We start from the raw sequence: 23,621 nt of genomic DNA on the forward strand, positions 1-23,621 counted from the left end.
CCGTTTGTCGGCTGGAACTGTCGCTGCTTGCGGGCGATGCACCCTCACACTTCCTTTGGAGGATACAAATGAAGATGACTTCCAAGTCCGGCGCGACCCTCGCCGCCGCTGCCGCCACCTTGTTCCTGGCCGGCGCCACCATGTCGACCGTGACCCATGCCGCCGGCGAAGGTAAGTGCGTCGGCGCCAATGCCTGCAAGGGTCAGAGCGCCTGCAAGGGCGGGGCAAATGCCTGCAAGGGCCAGAACGCCTGCAAGGGCCAGGGCTTCTCGGCCATGACCAAGGAAAAGTGCGACGCTGCCAAGGGCAAGTACATGCCGTCTTAAGCCGCGACCCCGTCGAGGCCCGGTGTAGGCCGGGCCTCGTATCCATGCTAGGTTGAGAGTACAGTTTGGGACACGCCGCCTCGCTTGGCGGTGGAGCGGAGACGAGATGAACGTCGCAAGCAGATTGGACAGCTCGGCGGCCACGCTTGCAGACCGGCCGGCGAAATCGGCCAAGCCGCCGTTCCTCGGCTTCGGTCTCGGCCTGCGCCACCAGCATTATGACGAAATCCTCAGCGGCAATCCGCCGATCGACTGGTTCGAGGTCATCAGCGAAAACTACATGCTGCCCGGCGGCCAACCGCTGCGCACGCTCGATCGCATTTGCGAACGCTATCCCGTGGTGATGCACGGCGTGTCGATGTCGATCGCCTCCACAGCACCCCCGAACTTCGAATATCTGCAAGCCCTGAAGGACCTCGCCAGGCGGGTCGAGCCGAAATGGGTGTCGGACCATTTGTGCTGGACCGGCGTCCACGGCAAGAACCTGCATGATCTCCTGCCGATCCCCTACACCAAAGAAGCGCTCGATCACGTCGTCGGCCGCGTCCAGCTGGTGCAGGATTTTCTCGGCCGCGCCATCGTGCTCGAGAACGTCTCGACCTACGTCCAGTTCAGCAATTCCGAAATGACGGAATGGGAATTCCTGTCCGAGCTGTCGCGACGCTCCGGATGCTGGCTCTTGTTCGACGTCAACAACGTCTATGTCAGCGCCTTCAACCACGGCTACGATCCGATGACCTTCCTCAACGGAATTCCGGCGGATCGCGTGGTGCAGTTTCATATGGCCGGCCACAGCCACATGGGCACCCATATCATCGACACCCACGATCATCCAGTCTGCGAGGATGTCTGGGACCTCTACGTCGCTGCGCTAAAGCGCTTCGGCCGGATCTCGACCATGATCGAGCGCGACGACAACATTCCGTCGCTCGACGAACTGCTGGTTGAGGTCGTCAGGACCCGCGAGATGGCCGAGAAGGTCTTGCCCGCGGGCGTGCATGCGGAATGAGTGACTTCGCACGACAGCAGGCCGAGTTTCAGCGCGGCATCCTTGATGGCGACGACGCGGTGTTATCGGAAATTCTCGACAGCCCCCGGGAGAAGCGCGAGACGCTGTTCGGCGTCTATCGCTATGCCTATGGTTCGCGGCTGGTCGAGGCTGTTCGCAACGACCATGAGCTGCTGCATCTTTATCTCGGCGACGAGATGTTCGACGAGATGGGCCACGCCTATGTCAAGGCGCGCCCGTCCGGGCATCCGAACCTGCGCTGGTTCTCGCAAGGTCTGCCGGCGTTCCTGAAATCGACCCCACCCTACGCCGAGCACCCCGAGCTGTCCGATCTCGCAGCGCTCGAAAAGGCGCTCAACGACGCCTTCGACGCCGCGGAAGGCAAGGCCGTCGAACTGACCGACATGGCGGGCTTTGCGCCCGAAGCATGGTCGGGCCTCCGATTCCGACCGCATCCCAGTGCATGCAGACTTGAGCTAACGACCAACGCGGCCGCGATCTGGCTTGCGCTCAAGAACGACGAAGCGCCGCCGGACGCGACCGGGCTGGAGCAACCCGCGCATCTCCTGATCTGGCGTCAGGACGTCACGCCGATGTTCCGCGAACTTTCGGCGGAGGAAGCGATGATGTGGGACGAAGCCGCGAACGGCATTCCGTTCGGCGTGCTCTGCGAAATGTTAGCTACCTATGACGATCCCGACAGCGCGGCGGGCCGCGGCGCGGGTTATCTGCACGGCTGGATCACGGCAGGACTTTTGACGGATGTTTCCGTCGGCCCATGAAGGGGAGCGCTCGGCGAAATGGGAAAAGACACTGATCGCCATTTCATCGAGCGCATGCATTGGGATGAAGTCGCGCGGCGCATCGGCGATGGCGCGGTGGCAATATTGCCGATCGGCGCCGCCGCCAAGCAGCACGGTTTCCACCTTCCCCTCAACACCGACCGCATTCAGGCCGAATGGTTCGCGGGCAGGATGGCGGAAAAAATCGACGCGCTGATCTGGCCGACGCTGACCTACGGCCATTACCCCGCCTTCGTCGAATATGCCGGCAGCAACAGCCTGTCGATTTCGACCTTCGAGGCGCTCGTGCGCGAGGTTGCGGGGCAGATTCTCTCCAGCGGATGCCCAAAGCTGCTTGTGCTCAATACCGGGATCAGCACCTTGGCCCCGGTCGACCGCGCGCTGGCGCGCCTTGCGAGCGAGCGGGTCAAGCATTTGTGGATCCACGAAGGTCCGCGCTATCCCCGCGTCGCCAGGCAATTGGCCGAGCAGAGCCATGGCAGCCATGCCGACGAGATGGAAACGTCGCTGATGCTGGCGCTGGCGCCGCATCTGGTCGACATGACGCGCGCCGAAGCCAGCCCCGCGCTGAAACAGGAGACGCCGGGCGCATTGACGCCATCGGACCCGAATTCGCCGAACTACAGCCGCTCCGGCAGCTATGGCGATCCGACACGGGCGACATCGGCCAAGGGCGAAGCCTTGCTCGCCGCCATGCTCGACGACCTCCACGAACAGGCCGCCGCGTTCATCGCGCAAGGCACCGAGGAGCACCGGCCCGCGGCGGTCCAAAGCGTGCTGAGATGAAAGCCGCCGGCGCGTTTCGCTGGACCGTTGCCGCGGCCATGCTCGCCGCGATACTGGCAAGCACCCTGTCGTTCCGCGCCGACGCGCAATCGGAATATATGCGCGGCAATCGCATGCCCTATGATGCGTTCGACCGGCTGCCCAGGACCGATCTTGAAGTGCCCGGCGGCACCATCCATGTCGCGTTCGCGCCGGGCGACATCACGCTGCCAAAGGAAAAGCTGCTCGGCTGGATCAGGATGTCGGCCCGGGCCGTCACGACCTATTACGGGCGGTTTCCCGTCAATTCGCTGCGGCTGCTGCTGGTACCGGTCGATGGCGGGCGCATTCGCGGCGGCACGACGTGGGGCTATCGCGGCGCCGCCATTCGCATTCCGCTCGGCCGCGATTCCACCGAGGATGTCTTGCAGCGCGACTGGGTGATGGTGCACGAGATGGTGCACACCGCCCTGCCCGATATGCCGGATCGCTACGCCTGGCTGTCGGAGGGACTTGCCGTCTATGTCGAGCCGGTCGCGCGGGTGCAGGCCGGAGACCTTAACGCGCGGGAAATCTGGCAGGCGATGATGCGCGACATGCCGAAAGGTTTGCCGCAGGCCGGCGATCAGGGCCTCGACAACACCGGCACCTGGGGGCGCAAATACTGGGGCGGCGCGATGTTCTGCCTGCTGGCCGATATCGAAATCCGCAAAGCGACGAACAACCGCCTGGGCTTGCAGGACGCGATGCGCGGCGTGCTTGCCGCCGGCGGCAATCATGAGCAGGACTGGCCGATCGAGCGCATCCTTGCAACCGCGGACAAAGCCGTCGGCGTCGACGTGCTGACCCGGCTCCACAACGAGATGGGGCCGAAACCGGTGACGCCCGACCTTGCCGCACTATGGCGCGACCTCGGCTTGAAGCGGGTTGGCGAAGATATCGAATTCGACGACGCCGCGCCGCTCGCAGCGATCCGCAAGGCGATCACCGCGCCGCGTGGATAAACGAAGATCCGGCAGCCAGTCGCTGCCGGACCCTTTGCGCCACGGATCAGAACCGATAGCTGGCGCCGACGCGCACGAGGTGCATCTCGTTGCGGAATTCGGTTCGCGTACGGTCCTTGCCGGACAGCGTGACGCTGCCATAATCGGCATAGAGATATTCGCCGCGCCCGACAAAATGCTTCGTGAAGGCATACTCGAAGCCGCCGCCCACGATCAGCCCGGCCTTGACCTGCTCGTCCCAGATCATCTCCTGCACGGTGTCGCACCCCTTCTGCACCGTATAGCGGTAGCCATTGCCGACGCTGGCTACGCCGACACCGATGGCGCCGTACGCCAGCAGGCGGTCGAACGCGTAGCCGGCGCGCAGGCGAGCCGCACCGAAGGCGCCGAAGTCCGACAGCAGGGCGCTGTCGCCAAAGATCAGTTCGTCCCGCGACGAAGAGGACTTGCCCCACTCGAATTCGCCGCCGATCACAAAGCGGTTGGCGAACTGATGGTTGTAGCCGCCGTAGACGCCGACCGCGAAGCCGCTCGCCTGCCCCTCCGAATGACGGCAAGCACCATTTCGACAGTAATCGGCCGCCCACGCCGCATACGCACCGCCGCCGTAAACGCCCGCATAAAACCCGGTCCAGTTGTAATGAGGCGAAGGCAGGTCCGGAATACGAAGATCGGCAGCCTTAGCTGCCGATCCTGCCAGTAAAAAGCCACAAGCCGCAACAATCCCCCAGGAAACAAAACGCATCAACGCACCTCATCACGCACGACCACGCAACACATGTTGCGGAACCAAGCTGGAGAGGGAACTTCGGGCGCGACGATGTTTAAGTCGGGCGGCGCTGTGTTGAAACGAGGCTATGTTTGGAACCAAACTGCGACGGCCGCCACAATGTACAACCCTTGAGCGAAGAAGGTCGCTGCAAGCCGTTGCCCGCCACCTGCGGTTTCAGTTCGAAGGTGGCGGGCCGCGAGCGCGGCTATGGCGTTTCGAGCGAAGTGGATACCGATCACGCGTCACTCGAAGTCGGTCAGATCATGTTGAGCTGGAATCAGAACTCGGCGCGTTGTGAAAGCCGCCAGTCGATAAACGACCTCATTTCAGCCGCTGGAAGTCAGTTTGGGTCAACCCCGTTAGCGGACGCTGGAGGCGCTCAGGCCGAGCTTGCCGTCGCCACCCAGCCGCGGAACGAGAAGGCGGCATAGAAGAGCTCGACATCCGAGAATCCGGCCTCGCAAAGCAGCGCTTCCTCTTCGGCAACAGAAAGCAGGGGTAAGCGCCCAGCCATTCCCGCGGAGGCCATGGCCTTCCCCCAATCAACGCTGGTGCGGTCGGCAAAGGCCGCCGAGCGCGCCAACCAGCGTTCCGCACCTCCGCTCGGCACGCTGTGATGGGCGACAACAAGGCGTGCGTCCGGCTTCAGCCGACGATGGATGTCCTTCAACGTTAGCAGCCGCTCGCTCTTGTCGAGAAAGTGCAGCGTGAGCAGACATGCCGCTCCGTCGAACGAACCTGACTGTGCCGCATCGACGGTACCCTCTATCAGCATGATCCGATCGTTGAACGGCTCGATATTGCGGCGCGCAAGGTCGAGCATGGCGGCGGAGGGGTCGACGCCGGTGAATACCCATTGCCGCTGGGCTTCAGCCATCGCCTTCAGCTCCATGCCCCCTCCCGCACCGACCACGAGAATATGGGCCGCTTCTTGTGCCCGCTCGCTGAGGAGCAGCATCGCCATGCGATGGAGATCGGCCAGACCCGGCACCTTCCGTGGCGTGTCGTCCGCATAGGTTGCGACCAGGGCCGGGTTCGAGAAAGGTCCTTGGCTTTTGTGTTGGCGTCGTTGGGGGTGGACATGGGAATTCCAAGTCATGTATCAGATGGAGCTACATAAGGGCACGCAACTCATGTATCTTCAAAAGATACAAATGCACTCGCCTCCTGTCAATGATCTATGCGGTGCCTCGTGCAACGGTGACGCGCAGCGCAATATTTGAGGTTCAGGAGATGAACAGGGACACCAGACTATCCGACGTCCTGCATGTGCTGCTGCACTTGGGGCAAGTCGAAGAGCCGGTGACATCAGAGGTTCTGGCGAGAAGCATGGGCACCAACCCGGCCGTGTTCCGGCGGACCATGGCGGGCTTAAGGAAGGCAGGTCACGTCCAGTCCGGCAAGGGACATGGCGGCGGCTGGCAATTGGCGCGCCCCTTGCGCCAGATCAGTCTCCTCGCCGTTTATGAAGCGCTTGGCCGACCCAATCTCTTCGCCATCGGAAACCGCAGCGATCACCCTGATTGCCTGGTCGAAAGGAACGTCAATGCCGCTATGGCGGACACGATGGCACGAGCGGAAGCACTGTTCGTGGAGCGATTCGGAGAGGTAACGCTGGACACGCTTGCGCCGGGAAAACCGGAGCCGCTTTCGGTGCATTGCCGGAAGACTGTTTAAGCACGAGGATGATCAACCCAGCTCTTCCCTTCTTATGCAAGCGACGAGATGGCGCGTCCCACAAGGTACAGATCGATGGCGGGTTTCGTTCATTGGATCCTGGAAGCGGCCAGTCCGCTTCCCACCAACTTCGGTCATTCCTTATGGGTTCACGTGACTAGTTCACCGGCACGATCTTGCCGGGATTGAAAATGTTCTGCGGATCGAGCGCCTGCTTCAGCGCGCGCATGGCGTCGATCGCCTCGGGGCCAAGCTCGGCCTTGAGGTATTTCTGCTTGCCCTGCCCGATGCCGTGCTCGCCGGTGCAGGTGCCGCCCATCGACTGCGCCCGCTCGACCAGGCGATGCATGAAGTCCTCGCCGCGCGCCATTTCCTCGGCATTGTCGACGTCGCAGACCAGCGAGCAATGGAAATTGCCGTCGCCGACATGGCCGACGATCGGCGACAGCAGGCCGAGCCGCTTCAGATCGTCTTCGGTCTCGGTGACGCAATCGGCCAGCCGTGAGATCGGCACGCAGACGTCGGTCGCCACCACGCCCGCGCCTGGACGTAGCGCCTTCACTGACCAATAGGCGTCATGCCGCGCCTGCCAGAGTTTTGTGCGGTCCTCCGGCTTGGTGGTCCAGGTGAAATCCCCGCCGCCGCATTCCTTGGCGATCTCGCTGAAGTTCCTCGACTGCTCGGCCACCTCGACCTCGCTGCCATGGAATTCCAGCAACAGCAGCGGCGTCTCCGGCAAGGTCAGCTTCGAATAGGAATTGCAGGCGCGGACCTGCTCGGCGTTGAGCAGTTCGATCCGCGCGAGCGGAATGCCGGTCTGGATGGCAAGGATGGTCGCCTGGCAGGCGCCGCGCACGGTTTCGAACGAGCAGGCCGCGGCCGCGATCGTCTCGGGAATGCCGCGCAGCTTGATGGTGAGTTCGGAGATGATGCCGAGCGTACCCTCGGCGCCGACGAACAGATGCGTCAGGTCGTAACCGGCCGATGATTTTTTCGCCCGCGTGCCGGTCGTGATGATCTCGCCGTCGCCGCGCACCACCTTGAGCGCGAGCACATTGTCGCGGATGGTGCCATAACGCACCGCATTGGTCCCTGAGGCCCGCGTCGAAGCCATACCGCCGAGCGAAGCGTCGGCGCCCGGGTCAATCGGGAAGAACAATCCCTGGTCGCGCAGATGCTCGTTCAGCGCCTTGCGGGTCACGCCCGGCTGGATCACGCAATCAAGATCCTCGGCATGAACTTCGAGAATCCGGTTCATGTCGCGCAAGTCGATGCAGACGCCGCCGGCCGGCGCGTTGACTTGGCCCTCCAGCGAAGTGCCGGTGCCGAAGGCGATCACGGGAACAGAGTGTTTGGCGCAGATCCGCACCACGTCCTGGATGTCCTGGGTTTCCTGCGCCATCACCACCGCATCGGGCGGCTGCGTTGGCAGCCAGGTGGTGGTATGGGCGTGCTGTTCGCGCACCGCCTGCGAGGTGATCAGCCGGTTACCGAATCGCGCCGCCAGCGCCTCGATCGCGCTTGCCAGCGCCTGCGGCGCCGGCCGCTTTAAATTATTCGATATCGTCGTCGCCACGGCAAACTCCTCCGGATTTGAGCGGACCGTGGCAAAGGATATAAGGGGGGTCAAGAGACCCGTAAAAACAAAGGGATGGATGATGACCACCGCTGCCGCCGCCAAGGATAGTTTGCAGGATAATTTGAAGGATATGCCGTTACCGCCGGCGCCGTTCCTGTCCTCGGTGATGCGGATCGAACCGCAATGGATCGACTATAACGGCCACCTCAACATGGCCTACTACAACGTGATGATGGACCGGGCGATCGACGAGATGTGGCTGCAACTCGGGATCGGGCCGGCCTACATGAAGGAACGCCACTGCTCGACCTTCACCGCCGAATGCCATGTGCGGTACATACGTGAAATTCATCTCGGCGATCCCGTTCAGATTTCAGTTTATCTGTTGGGTAGCGACGAGAAGCGACTGCACACGTTCGAGGAACTGCGCCACGCGACCGAAGGCTGGCTCTCCGCGACGTCGGAAAACATGACGCTCCATATGGATATGAATGCGCGGAAAGTGGCTCCCTTCCCGCCCGATATCCGCGCGCGCATCCTGGCGGTGGCGGACTCGCATGCAGCCGTGCCGCGGCCCGAGGGGACCGGCCGCAAGGTTGCGATGCCCCAGAAATAGGTTTCGGTTCAGGCCGGTAGCCCGGCCTCTTGCAGGGCTCCGAAAACCAGGTCGCACTGGCTTGGCGGCAGCGGCGGCATGCCTCGCTCCACCTCCGACACCGTGAGATCGGGATAATGCTGCCGCAGCGCACCGAGACTGCGGCGGGCCTGTGGCCCTTGCCCGGCGAGCACATAGGCGGGGCACAGCGTACGATGCACCCAGCTTGCGGAAGGGTGTTCGGACAGCGCGCGTTCCTGCCAGACGGCCGCATCGGCATATTGGCCGGCGTTGAAATGCGCGCAGCCGATTCCGACCATGCTGTTGAAGGCGAGCGGATCGTGCGGCGCGAGGTCGAGCGCGATCTTGAAACGCTCGATCCCGGATTGCGGATCACCCTTGTAGACGTCGATCCATCCGCTGCGGCTCCACGCCCAGGCAGATCCGCCGTCGACCGCAAGCGCTTTTCGAATGACGACATCCGCGGCGTCGACCTCGTTGAGCAACGTCAATGCATTGCCGAGAACCGCAAGCACCGTGGCATCGGTGCAAAGCTTGCTCGCTCTGTGCGCCAGTTCGAGGCTCCGGGCGCGCTCTTCCCGTGGAGCATGCGTGAAGTGATAGACGACGCGCTGCACATGCGCCCAGGCCGCCAGTGCAATGGCCAGCGGATGATCGGGATCCAGATCGAGTGCGCGCTCCAGTAGGTCGAGAGCGCGGGCATTGCCGTCGGCATCGAGCGACAATACGCCCGGCATGGCGCGCAGGGCGAGATCGTGCGCGCTGAGGCAGTTCGCCGGTTTTCGCAAGGCGCGATCGATCTCAGCGACGCGCAGGCATGGCTGCAGCGCCGCAGCAATCCTGGTCGCGAGATGTTCTCCGATCGCGGTTTCGTCGCGCGGCACCCCGTCGGCGCGATGGGCCCAGAGCTGGCCGCCGGTTTCAGTGTCGATCAGCCGGAAGATCAGGCGCGTCTGCGGGCCTGATCCCCGCATCGAACCGGTCAACTGATAGCCGGCCCTCCGCGGGCTGGATGCGACCGAAATCCCGGCGCGGGTGAGTGCGGCGGCAATATCGTCGGCGATATCGGCCGCGATCTCCAGATGTTCTGTCGCCGCCTCGATCGGCCCGAAGGCGACCGCCGGCCGGTCCCGCGCCGATCCAAACAGCGAAGGCATGGCGCCGAGGGTAGCCGTAAACACCGCCTGCCGCTTCAGCGTCTGCGACGGCGTCTCGCCGTAGCGGCGGCGATACGCGATCGAAAACCGGCCGCAATGAGGAAAGCCGCAACGCAGCGCGATATCCATGATTGTGACGCCGGGCACCCCCTGCAGCAGCTCGCGGCGGGCGCATTCGAGCCCGATGTCGCGAAGCACGGCGCGCGGGGTCTTGCCGACAAAGCTGAGGAACTGGCGTTGCAAGGTTCGGCCGGCAACACCAGCGATGGCAGCGAGCTCCGACAAGCGCCAATTGTGGCCGATATTCGAGCGCATCGCGTCCAGTGCACGCCTGACACCGCGCGGCAGCGGCGACGCCGTCGATGAAACGTCCTGGCTGATAATCATCCGCACGCAACTCCGAAGGCCCCCGGTTGTGAGTCCTGGGAACAGCGGAAAGGTTCACGTTCGGGATAGCCGTGTCGCGAAGTGGATAGCCGTCCGGAGGTCCTCCGGACTAAGCCCGGAGCACGCCAAAACCGTCAAATCCGCGCCTCAGAGGAGCAACTTGCACATGGCTACGTCCACTGCCGTCAAGAACGAGCAACCCGGCCAGATCGACCTTTCCGCCGTCAAGACCAAGCAGCACGGCGCCTGGTCGTCCGGCGACTATGCCGTCGTCGGCACCACGCTGCAGATCGTCGGCGAAGAGCTGTGCGAGGCCCTCGACCTCAGGGCCGGCCAGAAGGTGCTCGACGTCGCCGCCGGCAACGGCAATGCCACGCTCGCCGCGGCGCGCCGTTGGTGCGAGGTGATCTCGACCGATTATGTGCCGAGCCTGCTCGAGCGCGGCCGCGCGCGCGCCGCGGCGGAAGGCCTGTCGGTTCAGTTCAAGGAAGCCGATGCGGAGGCTTTGGATTTCGGTGACGCGACTTTCGATGTCGTGCTCTCGACCTTCGGCGTGATGTTCACGCCGGACCAGGACCGTGCGGCTTCCGAATTGCTGCGGGTGTGCAAGAGCGGCGGCAAGATCGGTCTCACCAACTGGACGCCGGAAGGCTTTATCGGGCAGTTGTTCAAGACGCTCGGCAAGTACCTGCCGCCGCCAGCCGGGGCGAAATCGCCGGCGCTGTGGGGAACGCAGGCGCGCATCACGGAGATGTTCGGAACGTCAGCCGCCTCGATCAAGGCCGAGAAGCGTCACTTCACGTTCCGCTACCGCTCGCCGATGCACTTTCTCGACGTGTTCAGGAATTACTACGGCCCGACGCTGAAAGCCTTTGCCGCCCTTGATGAAACCAACCAGCGCCGCCTCGCCGACGATATCCTGAAACTGATCGCATCGATGAACCGCGCCGAGGACGGCACCATGGTGCTGGCGAGTGAGTATTTGGAAATCGTCATCACCAAGCGTTGACGAAATCCAGCCGTAAGCGGTGGCCATTGAGCAGGCCGCCGCCCGTCGGTGGTGTCCACGAAGGAGCTTCCGCGATGATTTACCAAACCCCCGGGCTCATCGATTACCAGGAGACCGGCAAGGGCCCGACCGTAGTGCTCGTGCCGGGCTCATGCAGCACCGGTGCGGCCTGGCGGCCGGTCATGGCTCATTGGCAAGGCCAGTTCCGCTGCGTGACCACCAGCCTGTTGGGATATGGCGGTACCGCAGAGCGCCGCGCCGCAGATGATACCGATATCGCCCATGAGCGCGAAATCCTCGAGTCCGTGATTCGTCGTGCAGGCGGCCCAGTGCATCTCGTGGGTCACTCGTTCGGCGGATTGACGGCGCTTGCAGTCGCGCTACGGGGGCGTGTTCCGCTGCTCAGCCTGACCATCGCCGAAGCACCGGCCATGGAAATCCTGAAAGAAACCGGAGAGCAGCAGCACTATGAAGCTTTCCGAAACATGTCCCGCGCCTATTCCGATGCTTTCAGGCGCGGCGAAACCGATGCGATCGCGCGAATGGTCGATTTCTACGGCGGCGCCGGCACCTTCGCCTCCTGGCCGCAGCGCGTTCGCGACTACGCCACCGAAACGACCTCTGCGAATTTGCTGGACTGGAAATCGGCTTATGGTTTTCGTCTCACACCCATGTCACTGGCGACCGTGAAAATTCCCACGCTCGTCATATGGGGTGAAACCAGCCATCCGGCTGTACGTCGGGCGAACGATCTCCTGAGCCGGCATATCCCGCGCGCCGACCGCGCCACGATTGCCGGCGCGTCTCATTTCATGATCGCGACCCACCCGAAGCAATTTGCGGACTTGGTGGCCCGTCACGTGGAGCGATCCAGTCTGCCATTGGCGGCCGCGCAGTAGTTTGCGCGGCGCCACGGCCCGTTTTTACAGCGGCTGGCTAGACGTTACTGCGTCCGCGCACCAGTCCGACCACTGCCGAGATCACAAACAGGATCACGGCGATGAAGAAGATCGCCTTGGCGATTTCGACGGAAGCGCCGGCGATACCGCCGAAGCCCAGAATACCTGCGATCAACGCGACGATCAGAAACGTAACGACCCAGCTCAGCATGACACCACCTCGATTGGCTGTTGCTCGCAACGGCGGTGACTGAAGCGCCGCGCATCGCCTGCAGGAACAATCCGGGCCGGGAATGATGGTTCCGGGCGGCAAAACCGGGAAATTTGACGATTCCGGCGGAACAAATTCGCAGGCTTGCCTCGAAATCCGGCCGGCAAAAGCGCCCGGGATAAACCTGTCAAAACGGCCGGACAGGCCCTATATGGCCCTTAATCCCTGCTATGAAGGCTCCCCTTTACCGCCTCACGGTGCCATCGTGGGGCCAACACGATTCGAGCATGACCGAGCCGAGCAAACTGCCCCATCGCGGCGTCCCCGAGCACCAGCCAGCGGCTGGCGGCATCGCCGCGCGTGCGCGGGCTGCGGCCGGCCCGCAATATCTCAACGGCCTCAATCCGGAACAGCGCGATGCGGTCGTGACGCTGGACGGCCCGGTTCTGGTGCTGGCCGGCGCCGGCACCGGCAAGACGCGCGTGCTGACCACGCGGATCGCCCACATCCTGAGCCAGGGCCGCGCGCGCCCGCACGAAATCCTGTCGGTGACCTTCACCAACAAGGCGGCGCGCGAGATGAAGCTGCGGCTCGGCCAGATGCTCGGTCAGGCCGTGGAAGGCATGCCGTGGCTCGGCACCTTCCACTCCATCGGCGGCCGCATCCTGCGTTTCCACGCCGAACTGGTGCAGCTCAAATCCAATTTCACCGTGCTCGATGTCGACGATCAGGTGCGGCTGCTCAAGCAGCTCCTGCAGGCCGAGAACATCGACGACAAGCGCTGGCCCGCACGCATGCTGGCCGGACTGATCGACGGCTGGAAGAATCGCGGGCTAACGCCTTCGCAGGTGCCGGCGGGCGAGGCCGCGATGTTCGGCAACGGCAAGGGTGGAAAACTCTACGCCAGCTATCAGGAGCGGCTGAAGATTCTCAACGCCGCCGATTTCGGCGATCTCTTGCTGGAGAACATCCGGCTGTTCCGCGAGCATCCCGACGTACTGCGGCAGTACCAGAACCGGTTCAAGTTCATTCTGGTCGACGAATATCAGGACACCAACGTCGCGCAGTATCTCTGGCTGCGGCTGCTGTCGCAGGCGCCATCGCGGCCGGGCGCGCCGCTTTCGGCGATCATTCCGGGAGCCACTGACTCTGCCGTTCCAGGGCGCATCGATCCTCCCGAGATCCCGGGGCACGCCGAAGGCGTGAACCCGGAATCTCAAGATAAAGAGGACTCATCTCCAGCTTCCGGGTCTGCGCTTTCAGCGCATCCCGGAATGACGGAGCCTGCTGCCCCGGCACCCGCCTCCCCCCTCAAAAACATCTGCTGCGTCGGCGACGACGATCAGTCGATCTATGGCTGGCGCGGCGCGGAGGTCGACAACATCCTGCGCTTCGATCACGACTTTCCCGGCGCAAAAGTCATCCGCCTCGAACGCAATTACCGCTCCACCGGCCACATCCTGGCCGCCGCCTCGCATCTGATCGCGCACAACGAAGGCCGTCTCGGCAAGACGCTGCGCACCGAGGATGTCGATGGCGAGAAGGTGACCGTGACCGGCTCCTGGGATTCGGAAGAGGAAGCCCGCGCCATCGGCGAAGAGATCGAGGAGCTGCAACGATCAGGCGAGAACCTCAACGAGGTCGCGATCCTGGTGCGGGCCTCGTTCCAGATGCGCGAATTCGAAGATCGTTTCGTCACGCTCGGCCTGCCCTATCGCGTCATCGGTGGCCCCCGATTTTATGAGCGCGCTGAAATCCGCGACGCGCTGGCCTATCTGCGCGTGATCAATTCGCCGGCCGACGATCTCGCCTTCGAGCGCATCGTCAATGTCCCGAAGCGCGGCCTTGGCGACGCCACCGTGCAGATGCTGCACGACCACGCCCGCAAGCGCCGCATTCCCTTGTTCGAGGCCGCGCGCGCCGTGGTCGAGACCGACGAGCTGAAGCCGAAGGCGCGCGGGAGCCTGCGCGATCTCATCCTGAATTTCGATCGCTGGCGTGCTCGGCGCGAAGTCACCGCGCATACGGAATTGGCCGAAATCGTGCTCGACGAGAGCGGCTACACCGAGATGTGGCAGAAGGACCGCTCGGCCGACGCCGCGGGCCGGCTGGATAACCTGAAGGAACTGGTGCGCTCGATGGAAGAGTTCGAGAACCTGCAGGGTTTTCTCGAACACATCTCGCTGGTGATGGACCGCGACGGCGGCGCCGAAGACGAAGCCGTGTCGCTGATGACGCTGCATTCGGCCAAGGGGCTTGAATTCGACAATGTGTTCCTGCCCGGCTGGGAAGAAGGCCTGTTTCCGAGCCAGCGCACGCTCGACGAACAGGGCCGCGCCGGTCTCGAAGAAGAGCGACGCCTCGCCCATGTCGGCCTGACCCGCGCCCGCCGCCGCGCCAAACTCTATTTCGCCACCAACCGCCGCATCCACGGCACGTGGTCGACCACGATCCCCTCGCGCTTCCTCGATGAACTGCCGGCGGCCAATGTCGAGATCACGGAATCCAAGGGCGGCTCCGGCTGGGGCGGCAGCGGCGGCTACGGCCCCTCGCGCTTCGACAATGTCGAGTCCTTCGGCTCCAGCTACAGCACACCAGGCTGGCAGCGCGCCCAAGCCAACCGCAACCGCAGCCAGGGTGGTCGCGGACAGGCCCGCGGCGGCTTCGAGGAAAGCCAGTCGTCATTTTCAGGCTCGCGCAGCGATGCCTCAGGCTCTCGCAGCGACGCCTTCTCTGGCGGCTTTTCGCGCAACAAGCGCGGGCCGATGGTGATCGAAGGCGAGCTGGTCGCAAAATCCACCGGTACCGTTTCGGAGTTCTCGCTCGACGACCGCGTGTTTCACCAGAAGTTCGGCTACGGCAACGTGGTGAAGATCGACGGCAACAAGCTGACGATCGCGTTCGAAAAGGCCGGCGAGAAGAAGGTGGTCGATAGCTTCGTCGAGCGGGTGTAGAGCCCCCTTGGCCAGCCAAGGGCAACTATACTGAGTTGCCGCTGCAAGTCGCCGGCACGCCGAAAGCAGCATAATTTTTCCCCGCGCGATTGCATAAGCAGCATCGCGTTCCTATCTCCCGGTTCCCACCTGTCCCCGCCTCGACCCGGCCGAAGCGCCGCTGTGTCGTCGCCCATTTCCTTTTCAGACTGCCATGCTCGCGATGCCACCCATCATATCCGTCTCAAATCTCTCAAAAACCTACGGCTCCGGTTTCAAGGCGCTGAACGGTATCAATCTGGACATCAAGCGCGGCGAGATCTTCGCGCTGCTCGGACCGAACGGCGCGGGCAAGACCACGCTGATCAGCATCGTCTGCGGCATCGCCAATCTGAGCGAGGGCAGCGTTACGGTCGGCGGGCACGACATCAACCGGGATTATCGCGCCGCGCGCTCGCTGATCGGGCTGGTGCCGCAGGAACTGCACACTGATTCTTTTGAAACCGTGTGGGCGACCGTCAGCTTCAGCCGCGGCCTGTTCGGCAAGCCGAAGAACCCGACACATATCGAGAAGGTGCTGAAGGACCTGTCGCTGTGGGACAAGAAGGACTCCAAGATCATCACGCTCTCCGGCGGCATGAAGCGCCGCGTGATGATTGCGAAGGCGCTGTCGCACGAGCCGCAGATCCTGTTTCTGGACGAACCTACCGCGGGCGTCGACGTCGAACTGCGCAAGGGCATGTGGGAAGTGGTGCGCACCCTGCAGGCCTCCGGCGTCACCATCATCCTGACCACGCACTACATCGAGGAAGCCGAGGAGATGGCCGACCGCATCGGCGTCATCAACAAGGGCGAGATCATCCTGGTCGAGGACAAGGCCGGGCTGATGCAGAAACTCGGCAAGAAAGAGTTGAAGGTGCACCTGCAAGGCAGGATCGATGCGATTCCCGCCTCGCTCGCCGCCTACAATCTCGAACTGTCCGATGATGGCCACGCCGTGATCTACGATTACGACACCAAGGGCGACCGTACGGGCATCACCAGCCTGCTCAACGACCTCCGCAATGCCGGCATTCGCATCTCGGACCTCGATACCCGCCAATCTTCCCTCGAAGACATCTTCGTCAGCCTGGTGAGGGCGCCATGAATTACCGTGCGATCCGCGCCATCTATTTGTTCGAAATGGCCCGCACCTGGCGCACGCTGCTGCAGAGCATCGTCTCGCCGGTGGTCTCGACCTCGCTCTATTTCGTGGTGTTCGGCGCCGCGATCGGCTCCCGCATCACGGAAGTCGAGGGCGTCAGCTACGGCACCTTCATCGTGCCCGGTCTGGTGATGCTGTCGGTCTTGACGCAGAGCATCGCCAACGCCTCCTTCGGCATCTATTTCCCGAAATTCGTCGGCACCATCTATGAAATATTGTCGGCGCCAGTTTCGTATGTCGAGATCGTGATTGGCTATGTCGGCGCGGCCGCGACCAAATCCATCATCCTCGGCCTGATCATTCTGGCCACCGCCGCGCTGTTCGTGCCGCTGCACATCCTTCATCCCTGGTGGATGCTGACCTTCCTGGTGCTGACGGCAGTGACCTTCAGCCTGTTCGGCTTCATCATCGGCATCTGGGCCGACGGCTTCGAAAAGCTGCAGATGATCCCGATGCTGGTGGTGACGCCGCTGACCTTCCTCGGCGGCAGCTTCTACTCGGTGAACATGCTGCCCTCGGGCTGGCGCACCATCACCCTGCTCAATCCCGTGGTGTATCTGATCTCGGGCTTCCGCTGGAGTTTTTACGAGATCGCCGACGTCAGCGTGGCGGTGAGCCTCGGCATGACACTCGGCTTCCTCGCCATCTGTATGGCCCTGGTGTGGTGGATTTTCCGGACCGGGTACCGGCTGAAGAACTGACGGGGATCTGTAGCCCGGATGGAGCGAAGCGCAATCCGGGATTCCCCATTCAATCATTGGCAGTGCCCCGGATTGCGCTTCGCTCCATCCGGGCTACGGGTGCTCCACTCGCGAAAAAGTCAGCGCCGCAGCAGGCCTGCGCCGTCCTGCCGCCTTGTTTGCGCCGCCGCAGGCGTTAACGATTGCGAGCGCGGGCCACTGGAACCAGTGCCGGTTTCCGGGCATATTGGGTACCAGGGGACGGAGAGCCGGCAGTTTTAGTTCAGAGGCCTGGAGGCCAAAGGTAAAATGCGTTCCTTCCTCATTGCCGTCGCCGCCCTGACGCTGTTTGCCTCGGGCGCTGCCCAAGCCAAAGTCGCCATATCAGTCGACAAGGATAACCAGCAGATGACCGTCGCCGTCGACGGCGTCGAAACGTACCGATGGCCGGTATCATCAGGCCTTCCCTCCTACGAGACTCCGAACGGCAGCTTCCGCGCCTTCCGGATGGAAGAGGACCACTACTCCAAGGAATTCGACGAGGCGCCGATGCCGCACTCGATCTTCTTCACGAAGATCGGCCACGCCATCCACGGCACTGATTCCGTCAACCGTCTCGGCTCTCCCGCTTCGCATGGCTGCATCCGGCTGTCGCGCGAGAATGCCGCAAAGCTCTTCGCGCTGGTCAAGGAGCAAGGCGTGCTCAACACCACGGTGACGCTGAGCGGATCGTCGCAGGTCGCGCTGGCGCGCAATCCGCGGCCGCGCTCCAACACCGCCGTCGCCCGCCGCGCACCGCTGCCGCAATATGAGCAGCAATACGACTCCGCCGCCGGCGATCCCATTGTGATCACGCCGCAACAGCAGCGCGTGGCACCGCAGGCGCGGGCCGACGACGGCTACATCTATCCCGCCGACGGCTCGTCGAACGAAGCGCGCTATCCCGCACCCGGCCGCCGCGTCTACGACACCCAGGCCTATCAGCAGCCGCAGCAGCAGCAGCAATATTACGACAACCGCGGCTATGCGCCGGCGCCGCAGGGCTACTACTATCAACCGCGGCAGTCGTATCAGCCGCGCGGGCTGTTCGGCTATCAGAATTAGCCGGCGAGTACATCGCGGCCGCGACCTCAGCCGTCCGTCGCACTCGCCAGCAGGCGCTCGCGTTGCGCCGTAAGCCGCGACTGTTGCCAGGCGTCGTGAGCCATCATGCCGGCGGCCATCGCCACGACGAAGACGATGACCCCGGGCGACAGCGTCGCCAGGCTCTCCAAAGCCGGCCCCGGGCATAACCCGACAAGGCCCCACCCGATTCCGAACAGCGCTGCGCCCGCGACCAGCGGCAGATCGATTCCCGATTTGCCCGGCCGAAAATATTGCGCGGCAAACCACGGCTGCGCATTGCGATCAGCCAGTCTGAAGCCGGGCACCGACACGGCGAGCGCCGCGGCCATCACCACCGCGAGACTTGGATCCCACGCGCCGAAGATGTCCAGAAAACCCAAAACCTTGGTCGGCTGCACCATGCCTGAAATCAGCAGGCCCGCGCCGAAGATCAGGCCGCACAACAAGGCAGCAATGATCCACATGGCTCAACCTCCCAACACATGGTGGGTGACCGCCACCGTGATGACCGCCGTCACCATGAAGACGATCGTGGCGGCGATGGAGCGCGGCGACAGCCGTGCTATTCCGCAAATGCCGTGACCGGAGGTGCAGCCGCCGCCGAGCCGGGTGCCGAACCCGACCAGCAGTCCTGCTGCGATAATGACGGCCCAGTTCGATGGCAGTTTGGGCTGCGCCATTCCGTAACCGATCAGGCCGGCGAGGATGGGCGCGAGAATGAGCCCGGCGATGAAAGCGATGCGCCAGCCTTTGTCCTCGCCGCGCAAATTCAACAGGCCGCTGAAAATGCCGCTGGTGCCAGCGATCCGGCCGGTCGACAACATCAGCAGGACGGCGGAAAGCCCGATCAGCACGCCGCCGATCGCGGCCGATACGGGAGTGAAGTTGGCCATGACGGGTTTTCTTTCGTTAGGACGCGCGCTCAATCATAGACCCGCCTTGCCTGACCGCAACCCGCCTACTCCTCGCCGCCCCTGAGCCGCCGCCATACCGCGCCCAGCACGTTGGAATAATCGTCGGTCCAGACCCGCTGGTGATCCTCAGCCTCGGTCAGTGTCCATTTATCCGACGACGCCAGCTTGCCGACGTCGTCCTCTTCGCGCGCCGAGACCACGACCGAGGTCGAGAAGATGTATTCATTGTCGCGGCCGGAATCCTCGCTGTAGACCCAGCTCTTCAAGTCGTTGGCGTCGGCGATTCCCACGACCACGCTCGACAGTTCCAGATGCCGGTTGGAAACGTGCATCACCACCGCCCCCTGCGGCGCCAGCTTGGCCTTGTAGATCTCCATCGCCTCTTCGGTTGCCAGATGGATCGGAATCGCATCCGAGGAATAGGCGTCGACGATGATCAGATCGTAGACGCCGTCGGGCTCGCGCGCGAAGGTCAGCCGCGCATCGCCGATCACGGGTTCGAGATTCGGCTCGCAGACCTGGATGTAGGTGAAGTATTTCGGGTCGCGCGCGGTATCGACCATCGTCTGGTCGATCTCGAAGAACTTCCACTCCTCGCCGGGCTCGGACGCGCAGACCAGCGTGCCGGAGCCGAGCCCGATCACGGCTACCCGCAGCGGCGCGCCCTTGCGCTCGCGGATCGACGTGATCGCCTGACCGATGCCGCCGTCCTTGTGGTAGTAGGTGATCGGCTCCGGCTGGCCGGTGACCGGCGTGCCGTCGTCGTTCTTGAATTTCTCCGCGCCGTGGATCGTGGTGCCGTGCATCAGCACGTGATACTGGCCGTTCGGCGTCACCACGATCTTGTGGACGCCGAAGAAGCTGCGCACCGTCTCGACGCGCCCCTCGTCGGAGGGATACATCCGGATCAGCATCAGCGCCAACGTCACCACGGCGGCCAGCTTCCAGCGATCCGCCTTGAGCAGGATCGCCAATATCATCGAGACGGCCGCAACTGCGGCTACCACGTAGACTCGATTGGTATCCAGCCATGTGAAGATCTTGCCGCTGCTGTAGGACGGCGCGATCAGCGCCACCGCAGCGATGGCTAGCAGCGGCCAGAACCAGCGGGTCCATTGCGGCCACCGCTCGTCGGCCGGCGGCCGGCACAGCACCGCCAGCGCCACCAGAATCGGATATTCCGCGATCCACGAGAAGGTGAACGGCGCGATCAGGCCGGCGAACAAGCCGCCGACCATGCCGCCGAACGACAGCGCGACATAGAAGCCGGTGAGGTACTTCGCTGCCGGGCGGGTGCGCGCCAGTTCGCCGTGACAGGCCATCGCGATCACGAAGAAGCAGAGCTGATGTCCACCGAGCGTCAGCAACAGGTTCTGCTCGCCGCCTACTGCCAACAGCAGGATCACCCCCATGATCGCCAACGGTTGCAGCATCAGCATGAACTTGTGCGGCAACAGCGGGCGTGACTGGAACACCAGCACCCAGGTCAGGAGATAAAGCGACAGCGGCAGCACCCACAGCAGCGGCGCCGCCGCGACATCGGTGGAAATATGCGCGGTCACCGCGATCAGCAGCCCGGACGGTACGGCGGCAAGGAATATCCAGCGCGCGCGCAGAATCCATGGCGGCGCCGACGCGTTGGTATCGTCGGCCGGCATGTTCAGTTCCGCCGCCTTCGCCGGCGAGCGCAGCAGCAGGACGCCGCATGTTGCGATCAGCACGATCAGCAGGCCATAACCGCCGGTCCAGATCAGGTTTTGCGTGCGCAGCGTAAACATCGGCTCCAGCAGCACCGGATAGGACAACAGCGCCAGGAAGCTGCCGATATTCGAGGAAGCATAGAGGAAGTAGGGGTCGGGACCGTTGGGGTGGCCGGTGCGGACGAACCAGGCCTGCAGCAGCGGATTATTGGCGGCGAGCGCGAAGAACGGCAGCCCGATCGACACCGCAAACAGGCCCAGCAGCCAGAACGCATAGCCCGAAGTCGGCGGATCGCCCCACCCGCTCGAGATCGACAGCGGCAGCGTCAGCATAGCGACCGCGAGCAACACCAGATGAATCGCCACGGGGAGCGTGCGATTACGGAGCTGCATCAGAAAATGCGCATAGGCATAGCCGCCGAGCAGCAGCGACTGGAAGAACACCATCGCCACCGACCACACGGCCGGCGAGCCGCCGAGCCGCGGCAGCACCATCTTGGTGAACAAGGGCTGCACCGAGAACAGCAGCAGCGCGCTGACGAAGATCGCGGCGGTGTAGACGACCAGGACCAGCCGGTTCCGGCTTTCGGAAGGCTGGTCCGCTGAAACGGACGGATCGGGAGAAAGCATCAAAACTCCGGCTGGAAACCGGCGGGCGCCGGTGACGGGATGCCCGGCAGGGCCGCCGGCGGGGCGCAATGGAGCACAGGGCGACACGGCGAGCAATGCGGGATAAGAAAGCACGGATAGGGCGCTTCGCGCCCCTCCCGATCAAACCTTCTTGAAGTTGAAGCTGGCATGAACGAGACGGACGTTGTCATCATCGGGGCGGGGCATAACGGCCTCACCTGCGCGGCCTATCTCGCGATGGCGGGCCTGCGCGTGAAAGTTGTGGAGCGCCGCAAGGCGGTCGGAGGCGCCGCCGTGACCGAGGAATTCCACCCCGGCTTCCGCAACTCGGTGGCCGCCTATACGATCAGCCTGCTCAATCCGCGGATCATTGCCGACCTGAAGCTCGCCGATCACGGCCTGCGCATCGTCGAGCGCCGCGCACAGAATTTTCTGCCCGCGCGCGACGGCAGCTATCTCCTGACCGGCGAAGGCCGCACCCAACCATCGGTGGAAAAACTCAGCCGGCACGATGCCGCCCGCATCGACGCCTTCTCGCACGAGCTGGAGGCCATCGCCGACGTGCTGCGGCAGTTCGTGCTGCGCCCTCCGCCGAACCTCGTCGAGGGTTTTGGGATCGGCGCGATCCGCGAAGCCTTCAACGCGATGGGTACCGCAGGCATCCTGCGCAAGCTTTCACTGGAACAGCAGCGCAATCTGCTCGATCTCTTCACGCGCTCGGCCGGCGAGATGCTGGACGAGCGTTTCGAGAACGACCTGGTGAAGGCGCTGTTTGGCTTCGACGCCATCGTCGGCAATTACGCCAGCCCCTACGCGGCGGGCTCTGCCTACGTCATGCTGCACCATGCGTTCGGCGAGGTGAACGGCAAGAAGGGCGTCTGGGGCCACGCGATCGGCGGCATGGGCGCGATCACTTTAGCGATGGCGCGCGCGGCGCGCGGGCATGGCGCCGAGATCGAAACCGAGGCCGGCGTGCGCGAAGTGATCGTCGAGGGCGGGCGCGCTGCGGGCGTCACCCTCGACAATGGCGAGGCCATCCGCGCGAAATACGTCGTCTCCGGCGTCAATCCGAAATTGCTGTATACGCGGCTCGTGCCGTCGGGCGCACTGGCGCCGGAATTCCTCGAGCGTATCGCGCGCTGGCGCAACGGCTCCGGCACCTTCCGGATGAATGTCGCGCTGAACGCCCTGCCCTCGTTCACCGCACTGCCCGGCGCCGGCGACCATCTCACCGCCGGCATCATCCTAGCGCCCAGCCTCGGCTACATGGATCGCGCCTGGCAGGACGCGCGTGCCTACGGCTGGAGCCGTGAGCCGGTGGTGGAAGTGCTGATCCCCTCGACGCTGGACGATTCGCTCGCGCCGGAGGGCCAACATGTCGCGAGCCTGTTCTGCCAGCATGTCGCGCCGGAATTGCCGGACGGAAAATCATGGGACGACCATCGCGAGGAGGTCGCCGACCTCATGATTGCGACGGTGGATAAATTCGCACCGGGCTTTGCAGCCAGCGTGATCGGCCGCCAGGTGCTGTCGCCGCTCGACCTCGAGCGGCAGTTCGGCCTGCTCGGCGGCGACATCTTTCACGGCGCCTTGACGCTCAACCAATTGTTCTCGGCGCGGCCGATGCTGGGCCATGCCGATTATCGCGGACCGCTGAAGGGCCTCTATCATTGCGGCTCGGGTGCCCATCCCGGCGGCGGCGTCACCGGCGCCCCTGGCCACAACGCCGCGCGCACAATCCTGGGCGATCACCGCGCGCTGTTCGGATAGGCCGATAAAATGCACAAGGCGCGACGCCGGGAGCGGCGGCGCAAACCGGACCTTAACCAGGTCCCCACCGCTCGCATCCGGCTCCGCCATGCGGCTGGCTGGGGACAATGTGTGTAGAGCCGGTGGGTAACGAGGGGAAAAGCCTGTGGATTGCTTGTCGAAAACTTGCCGTGGCGGCTGTGGAAACCCCGCCGCAGTGTCTGTGGAAAGCATCGCGATGCTTCGCGTATAGCCGGTTGGCAAATGCCCCACCCGGCTGTGCATAGTCGGTGGAGATTGCGTGCGCAAATCCCGGCCCAAAAATGCACAGGGCCGGCGCATTGACGCGCCGGCCCCGTAATGCCCCCGGAATGGGCGATTACTTCAGCGAGTTCGAGATCGTAACGAAGTTCGTCGACTGCCGTAATCGCGATACCCGCTGCGATCAGGCCATACTCGATAGGGTCCTGAT

At 63.7% G+C, this 23,621-nt stretch carries 22 protein-coding genes; 14 read left to right on the forward strand and 8 right to left on the reverse strand.

Features of this window, described 5'->3' with window-relative positions:
• The first annotated feature begins 68 nt into the window (after positions 1-68).
• The 5 genes from KIP88_RS08255 to KIP88_RS08275 all read left to right on the forward strand — a co-directional run bounded on the left by KIP88_RS08255 (position 69) and on the right by KIP88_RS08275 (position 3,907).
• Positions 69-326: a hypothetical protein gene (locus KIP88_RS08255; protein WP_308163317.1), complete on the forward strand. Its 258-nt coding sequence runs from the start codon at positions 69-71 to the stop codon at positions 324-326.
• 106 nt (positions 327-432) lie between these two features.
• A complete protein-coding gene (locus KIP88_RS08260) occupies positions 433-1,335 on the forward strand; it encodes a DUF692 domain-containing protein (RefSeq protein ID WP_214487402.1) in 903 nt (300 codons plus the stop codon).
• Complete coding sequence (locus tag KIP88_RS08265; protein ID WP_214487403.1) at positions 1,332-2,117, forward strand: DNA-binding domain-containing protein; 786 nt, start codon at positions 1,332-1,334, stop codon at positions 2,115-2,117. Before KIP88_RS08260 ends, KIP88_RS08265 begins: the two co-directional genes overlap by 4 nt.
• A gap of 18 nt (positions 2,118-2,135) precedes the next feature.
• Positions 2,136-2,924: a creatininase family protein gene (locus tag KIP88_RS08270; protein WP_214487404.1), complete on the forward strand. Its 789-nt coding sequence runs from the start codon at positions 2,136-2,138 to the stop codon at positions 2,922-2,924.
• Complete coding sequence (locus KIP88_RS08275; RefSeq protein WP_249790628.1) at positions 2,921-3,907, forward strand: hypothetical protein; 987 nt, start codon at positions 2,921-2,923, stop codon at positions 3,905-3,907. Before KIP88_RS08270 ends, KIP88_RS08275 begins: the two co-directional genes overlap by 4 nt.
• Positions 3,908-3,953: 46 nt before the next feature.
• On the opposite strand, the gene KIP88_RS08280 is transcribed toward KIP88_RS08275, so the two are convergent.
• Positions 3,954-4,652: an outer membrane protein gene (locus tag KIP88_RS08280; RefSeq protein WP_249790682.1), complete on the reverse strand. Its 699-nt coding sequence runs from the start codon at positions 4,650-4,652 to the stop codon at positions 3,954-3,956.
• A 406-nt stretch (positions 4,653-5,058) separates the two neighbouring features.
• Positions 5,059-5,643 carry a class I SAM-dependent methyltransferase gene (locus KIP88_RS08285; RefSeq protein WP_308163318.1) on the reverse strand — a complete coding sequence of 195 codons (585 nt, stop codon included), beginning with the start codon at positions 5,641-5,643 and terminating at the stop codon, positions 5,059-5,061.
• 269 nt (positions 5,644-5,912) lie between these two features.
• Here KIP88_RS08285 and KIP88_RS08290 point away from each other — a divergent pair, with 269 nt between their 5' ends.
• A complete protein-coding gene (locus KIP88_RS08290; RefSeq protein ID WP_214487408.1) occupies positions 5,913-6,356 on the forward strand; it encodes an Rrf2 family transcriptional regulator in 444 nt (147 codons plus the stop codon).
• Between the two features lie 157 nt (positions 6,357-6,513).
• On the opposite strand, the gene KIP88_RS08295 is transcribed toward KIP88_RS08290, so the two are convergent.
• Positions 6,514-7,932, reverse strand: coding sequence for an FAD-binding oxidoreductase (locus KIP88_RS08295; protein ID WP_214487410.1), 1,419 nt, complete (start codon positions 7,930-7,932; stop codon positions 6,514-6,516).
• Positions 7,933-8,065: 133 nt separating this feature from the next.
• Here KIP88_RS08295 and KIP88_RS08300 point away from each other — a divergent pair, with 133 nt between their 5' ends.
• The gene (locus tag KIP88_RS08300) at positions 8,066-8,551 is read left to right on the forward strand and encodes a thioesterase family protein (RefSeq protein WP_214487982.1); all 486 of its coding nucleotides are present in this window, start codon (positions 8,066-8,068) and stop codon (positions 8,549-8,551) included.
• Positions 8,552-8,559: 8 nt separating this feature from the next.
• Here KIP88_RS08300 and KIP88_RS08305 read toward each other — a convergent pair whose 3' ends face one another.
• Complete coding sequence (locus tag KIP88_RS08305; protein WP_214487411.1) at positions 8,560-10,095, reverse strand: helix-turn-helix domain-containing protein; 1,536 nt, start codon at positions 10,093-10,095, stop codon at positions 8,560-8,562.
• Between the two features lie 166 nt (positions 10,096-10,261).
• On the opposite strand from KIP88_RS08305, the gene KIP88_RS08310 reads away from it, so the two are divergent.
• The gene (locus KIP88_RS08310) at positions 10,262-11,104 is read left to right on the forward strand and encodes a class I SAM-dependent methyltransferase (RefSeq protein ID WP_214487413.1); all 843 of its coding nucleotides are present in this window, start codon (positions 10,262-10,264) and stop codon (positions 11,102-11,104) included.
• Between the two features lie 74 nt (positions 11,105-11,178).
• On the forward strand, positions 11,179-12,003 hold the full coding sequence (locus tag KIP88_RS08315; RefSeq protein ID WP_214487414.1) for an alpha/beta fold hydrolase: 825 nt from the start codon (positions 11,179-11,181) through the stop codon (positions 12,001-12,003).
• Between the two features lie 37 nt (positions 12,004-12,040).
• On the opposite strand, the gene KIP88_RS08320 is transcribed toward KIP88_RS08315, so the two are convergent.
• Positions 12,041-12,214 carry a DUF1328 domain-containing protein gene (locus KIP88_RS08320; protein ID WP_214487415.1) on the reverse strand — a complete coding sequence of 58 codons (174 nt, stop codon included), beginning with the start codon at positions 12,212-12,214 and terminating at the stop codon, positions 12,041-12,043.
• A gap of 287 nt (positions 12,215-12,501) precedes the next feature.
• On the opposite strand from KIP88_RS08320, the gene KIP88_RS08325 reads away from it, so the two are divergent.
• The 4 genes from KIP88_RS08325 to KIP88_RS08340 all read left to right on the forward strand — a co-directional run bounded on the left by KIP88_RS08325 (position 12,502) and on the right by KIP88_RS08340 (position 18,135).
• On the forward strand, positions 12,502-15,168 hold the full coding sequence (locus KIP88_RS08325) for an ATP-dependent helicase (RefSeq protein ID WP_214487416.1): 2,667 nt from the start codon (positions 12,502-12,504) through the stop codon (positions 15,166-15,168).
• Between the two features lie 202 nt (positions 15,169-15,370).
• On the forward strand, positions 15,371-16,294 hold the full coding sequence (locus KIP88_RS08330) for an ABC transporter ATP-binding protein (protein WP_214487983.1): 924 nt from the start codon (positions 15,371-15,373) through the stop codon (positions 16,292-16,294).
• The gene (locus KIP88_RS08335; protein WP_214487417.1) at positions 16,291-17,052 is read left to right on the forward strand and encodes an ABC transporter permease; all 762 of its coding nucleotides are present in this window, start codon (positions 16,291-16,293) and stop codon (positions 17,050-17,052) included. The genes KIP88_RS08330 and KIP88_RS08335 overlap by 4 nt, the downstream gene beginning before the upstream one ends.
• Positions 17,053-17,340: 288 nt before the next feature.
• Complete coding sequence (locus KIP88_RS08340; RefSeq protein ID WP_214487418.1) at positions 17,341-18,135, forward strand: L,D-transpeptidase family protein; 795 nt, start codon at positions 17,341-17,343, stop codon at positions 18,133-18,135.
• A gap of 26 nt (positions 18,136-18,161) precedes the next feature.
• Here the strand turns inward: KIP88_RS08340 and KIP88_RS08345 are convergent, their stop codons facing one another.
• The 3 genes from KIP88_RS08345 to KIP88_RS08355 form a co-directional block, all read right to left on the reverse strand.
• Entirely contained in the window at positions 18,162-18,620 is a 459-nt protein-coding gene (locus KIP88_RS08345; RefSeq protein ID WP_214487419.1) for a DUF6691 family protein, read from the reverse strand.
• 3 nt (positions 18,621-18,623) lie between these two features.
• Entirely contained in the window at positions 18,624-19,049 is a 426-nt protein-coding gene (locus KIP88_RS08350; protein ID WP_214487420.1) for a YeeE/YedE family protein, read from the reverse strand.
• A gap of 65 nt (positions 19,050-19,114) precedes the next feature.
• On the reverse strand, positions 19,115-21,400 hold the full coding sequence (locus KIP88_RS08355) for a spermidine synthase (protein ID WP_214487422.1): 2,286 nt from the start codon (positions 21,398-21,400) through the stop codon (positions 19,115-19,117).
• 168 nt (positions 21,401-21,568) lie between these two features.
• Here KIP88_RS08355 and KIP88_RS08360 point away from each other — a divergent pair, with 168 nt between their 5' ends.
• Positions 21,569-23,170 carry an NAD(P)/FAD-dependent oxidoreductase gene (locus KIP88_RS08360; protein ID WP_214487424.1) on the forward strand — a complete coding sequence of 534 codons (1,602 nt, stop codon included), beginning with the start codon at positions 21,569-21,571 and terminating at the stop codon, positions 23,168-23,170.
• Positions 23,171-23,621: the final 451 nt, after the last annotated feature.

The organism is Bradyrhizobium sp. SRL28, assembly GCF_018596315.1.
GTDB lineage: Bacteria > Pseudomonadota > Alphaproteobacteria > Rhizobiales > Xanthobacteraceae > Bradyrhizobium.

What these genes read in the sequence shown, in the direction of transcription:
- KIP88_RS08305 (WP_214487411.1), bottom strand. Translation starts at nt 10,095, where the DNA reads ATGATTATCAGCCAGGACGTTTCATCGACGGCGTCGCCGCTGCCGCGC.
- KIP88_RS08270 (WP_214487404.1), top strand. Translation starts at nt 2,136, where the DNA reads ATGGGAAAAGACACTGATCGCCATTTCATCGAGCGCATGCATTGGGAT.
- KIP88_RS08360 (WP_214487424.1), top strand. Translation starts at nt 21,569, where the DNA reads ATGAACGAGACGGACGTTGTCATCATCGGGGCGGGGCATAACGGCCTC.
- KIP88_RS08290 (WP_214487408.1), top strand. Translation starts at nt 5,913, where the DNA reads ATGAACAGGGACACCAGACTATCCGACGTCCTGCATGTGCTGCTGCAC.
- KIP88_RS08350 (WP_214487420.1), bottom strand. Translation starts at nt 19,049, where the DNA reads ATGGCCAACTTCACTCCCGTATCGGCCGCGATCGGCGGCGTGCTGATC.
- KIP88_RS08265 (WP_214487403.1), top strand. Translation starts at nt 1,332, where the DNA reads ATGAGTGACTTCGCACGACAGCAGGCCGAGTTTCAGCGCGGCATCCTT.
- KIP88_RS08275 (WP_249790628.1), top strand. Translation starts at nt 2,921, where the DNA reads ATGAAAGCCGCCGGCGCGTTTCGCTGGACCGTTGCCGCGGCCATGCTC.
- KIP88_RS08340 (WP_214487418.1), top strand. Translation starts at nt 17,341, where the DNA reads ATGCGTTCCTTCCTCATTGCCGTCGCCGCCCTGACGCTGTTTGCCTCG.
- KIP88_RS08330 (WP_214487983.1), top strand. Translation starts at nt 15,371, where the DNA reads ATGCCACCCATCATATCCGTCTCAAATCTCTCAAAAACCTACGGCTCC.
- KIP88_RS08315 (WP_214487414.1), top strand. Translation starts at nt 11,179, where the DNA reads ATGATTTACCAAACCCCCGGGCTCATCGATTACCAGGAGACCGGCAAG.
- KIP88_RS08335 (WP_214487417.1), top strand. Translation starts at nt 16,291, where the DNA reads ATGAATTACCGTGCGATCCGCGCCATCTATTTGTTCGAAATGGCCCGC.
- KIP88_RS08325 (WP_214487416.1), top strand. Translation starts at nt 12,502, where the DNA reads ATGACCGAGCCGAGCAAACTGCCCCATCGCGGCGTCCCCGAGCACCAG.
- KIP88_RS08280 (WP_249790682.1), bottom strand. Translation starts at nt 4,652, where the DNA reads ATGCGTTTTGTTTCCTGGGGGATTGTTGCGGCTTGTGGCTTTTTACTG.
- KIP88_RS08345 (WP_214487419.1), bottom strand. Translation starts at nt 18,620, where the DNA reads ATGTGGATCATTGCTGCCTTGTTGTGCGGCCTGATCTTCGGCGCGGGC.
- KIP88_RS08255 (WP_308163317.1), top strand. Translation starts at nt 69, where the DNA reads ATGAAGATGACTTCCAAGTCCGGCGCGACCCTCGCCGCCGCTGCCGCC.
- KIP88_RS08310 (WP_214487413.1), top strand. Translation starts at nt 10,262, where the DNA reads ATGGCTACGTCCACTGCCGTCAAGAACGAGCAACCCGGCCAGATCGAC.
- KIP88_RS08260 (WP_214487402.1), top strand. Translation starts at nt 433, where the DNA reads ATGAACGTCGCAAGCAGATTGGACAGCTCGGCGGCCACGCTTGCAGAC.
- KIP88_RS08300 (WP_214487982.1), top strand. Translation starts at nt 8,066, where the DNA reads ATGCCGTTACCGCCGGCGCCGTTCCTGTCCTCGGTGATGCGGATCGAA.
- KIP88_RS08285 (WP_308163318.1), bottom strand. Translation starts at nt 5,643, where the DNA reads ATGGCGATGCTGCTCCTCAGCGAGCGGGCACAAGAAGCGGCCCATATT.
- KIP88_RS08320 (WP_214487415.1), bottom strand. Translation starts at nt 12,214, where the DNA reads ATGCTGAGCTGGGTCGTTACGTTTCTGATCGTCGCGTTGATCGCAGGT.
- KIP88_RS08355 (WP_214487422.1), bottom strand. Translation starts at nt 21,400, where the DNA reads ATGCTTTCTCCCGATCCGTCCGTTTCAGCGGACCAGCCTTCCGAAAGC.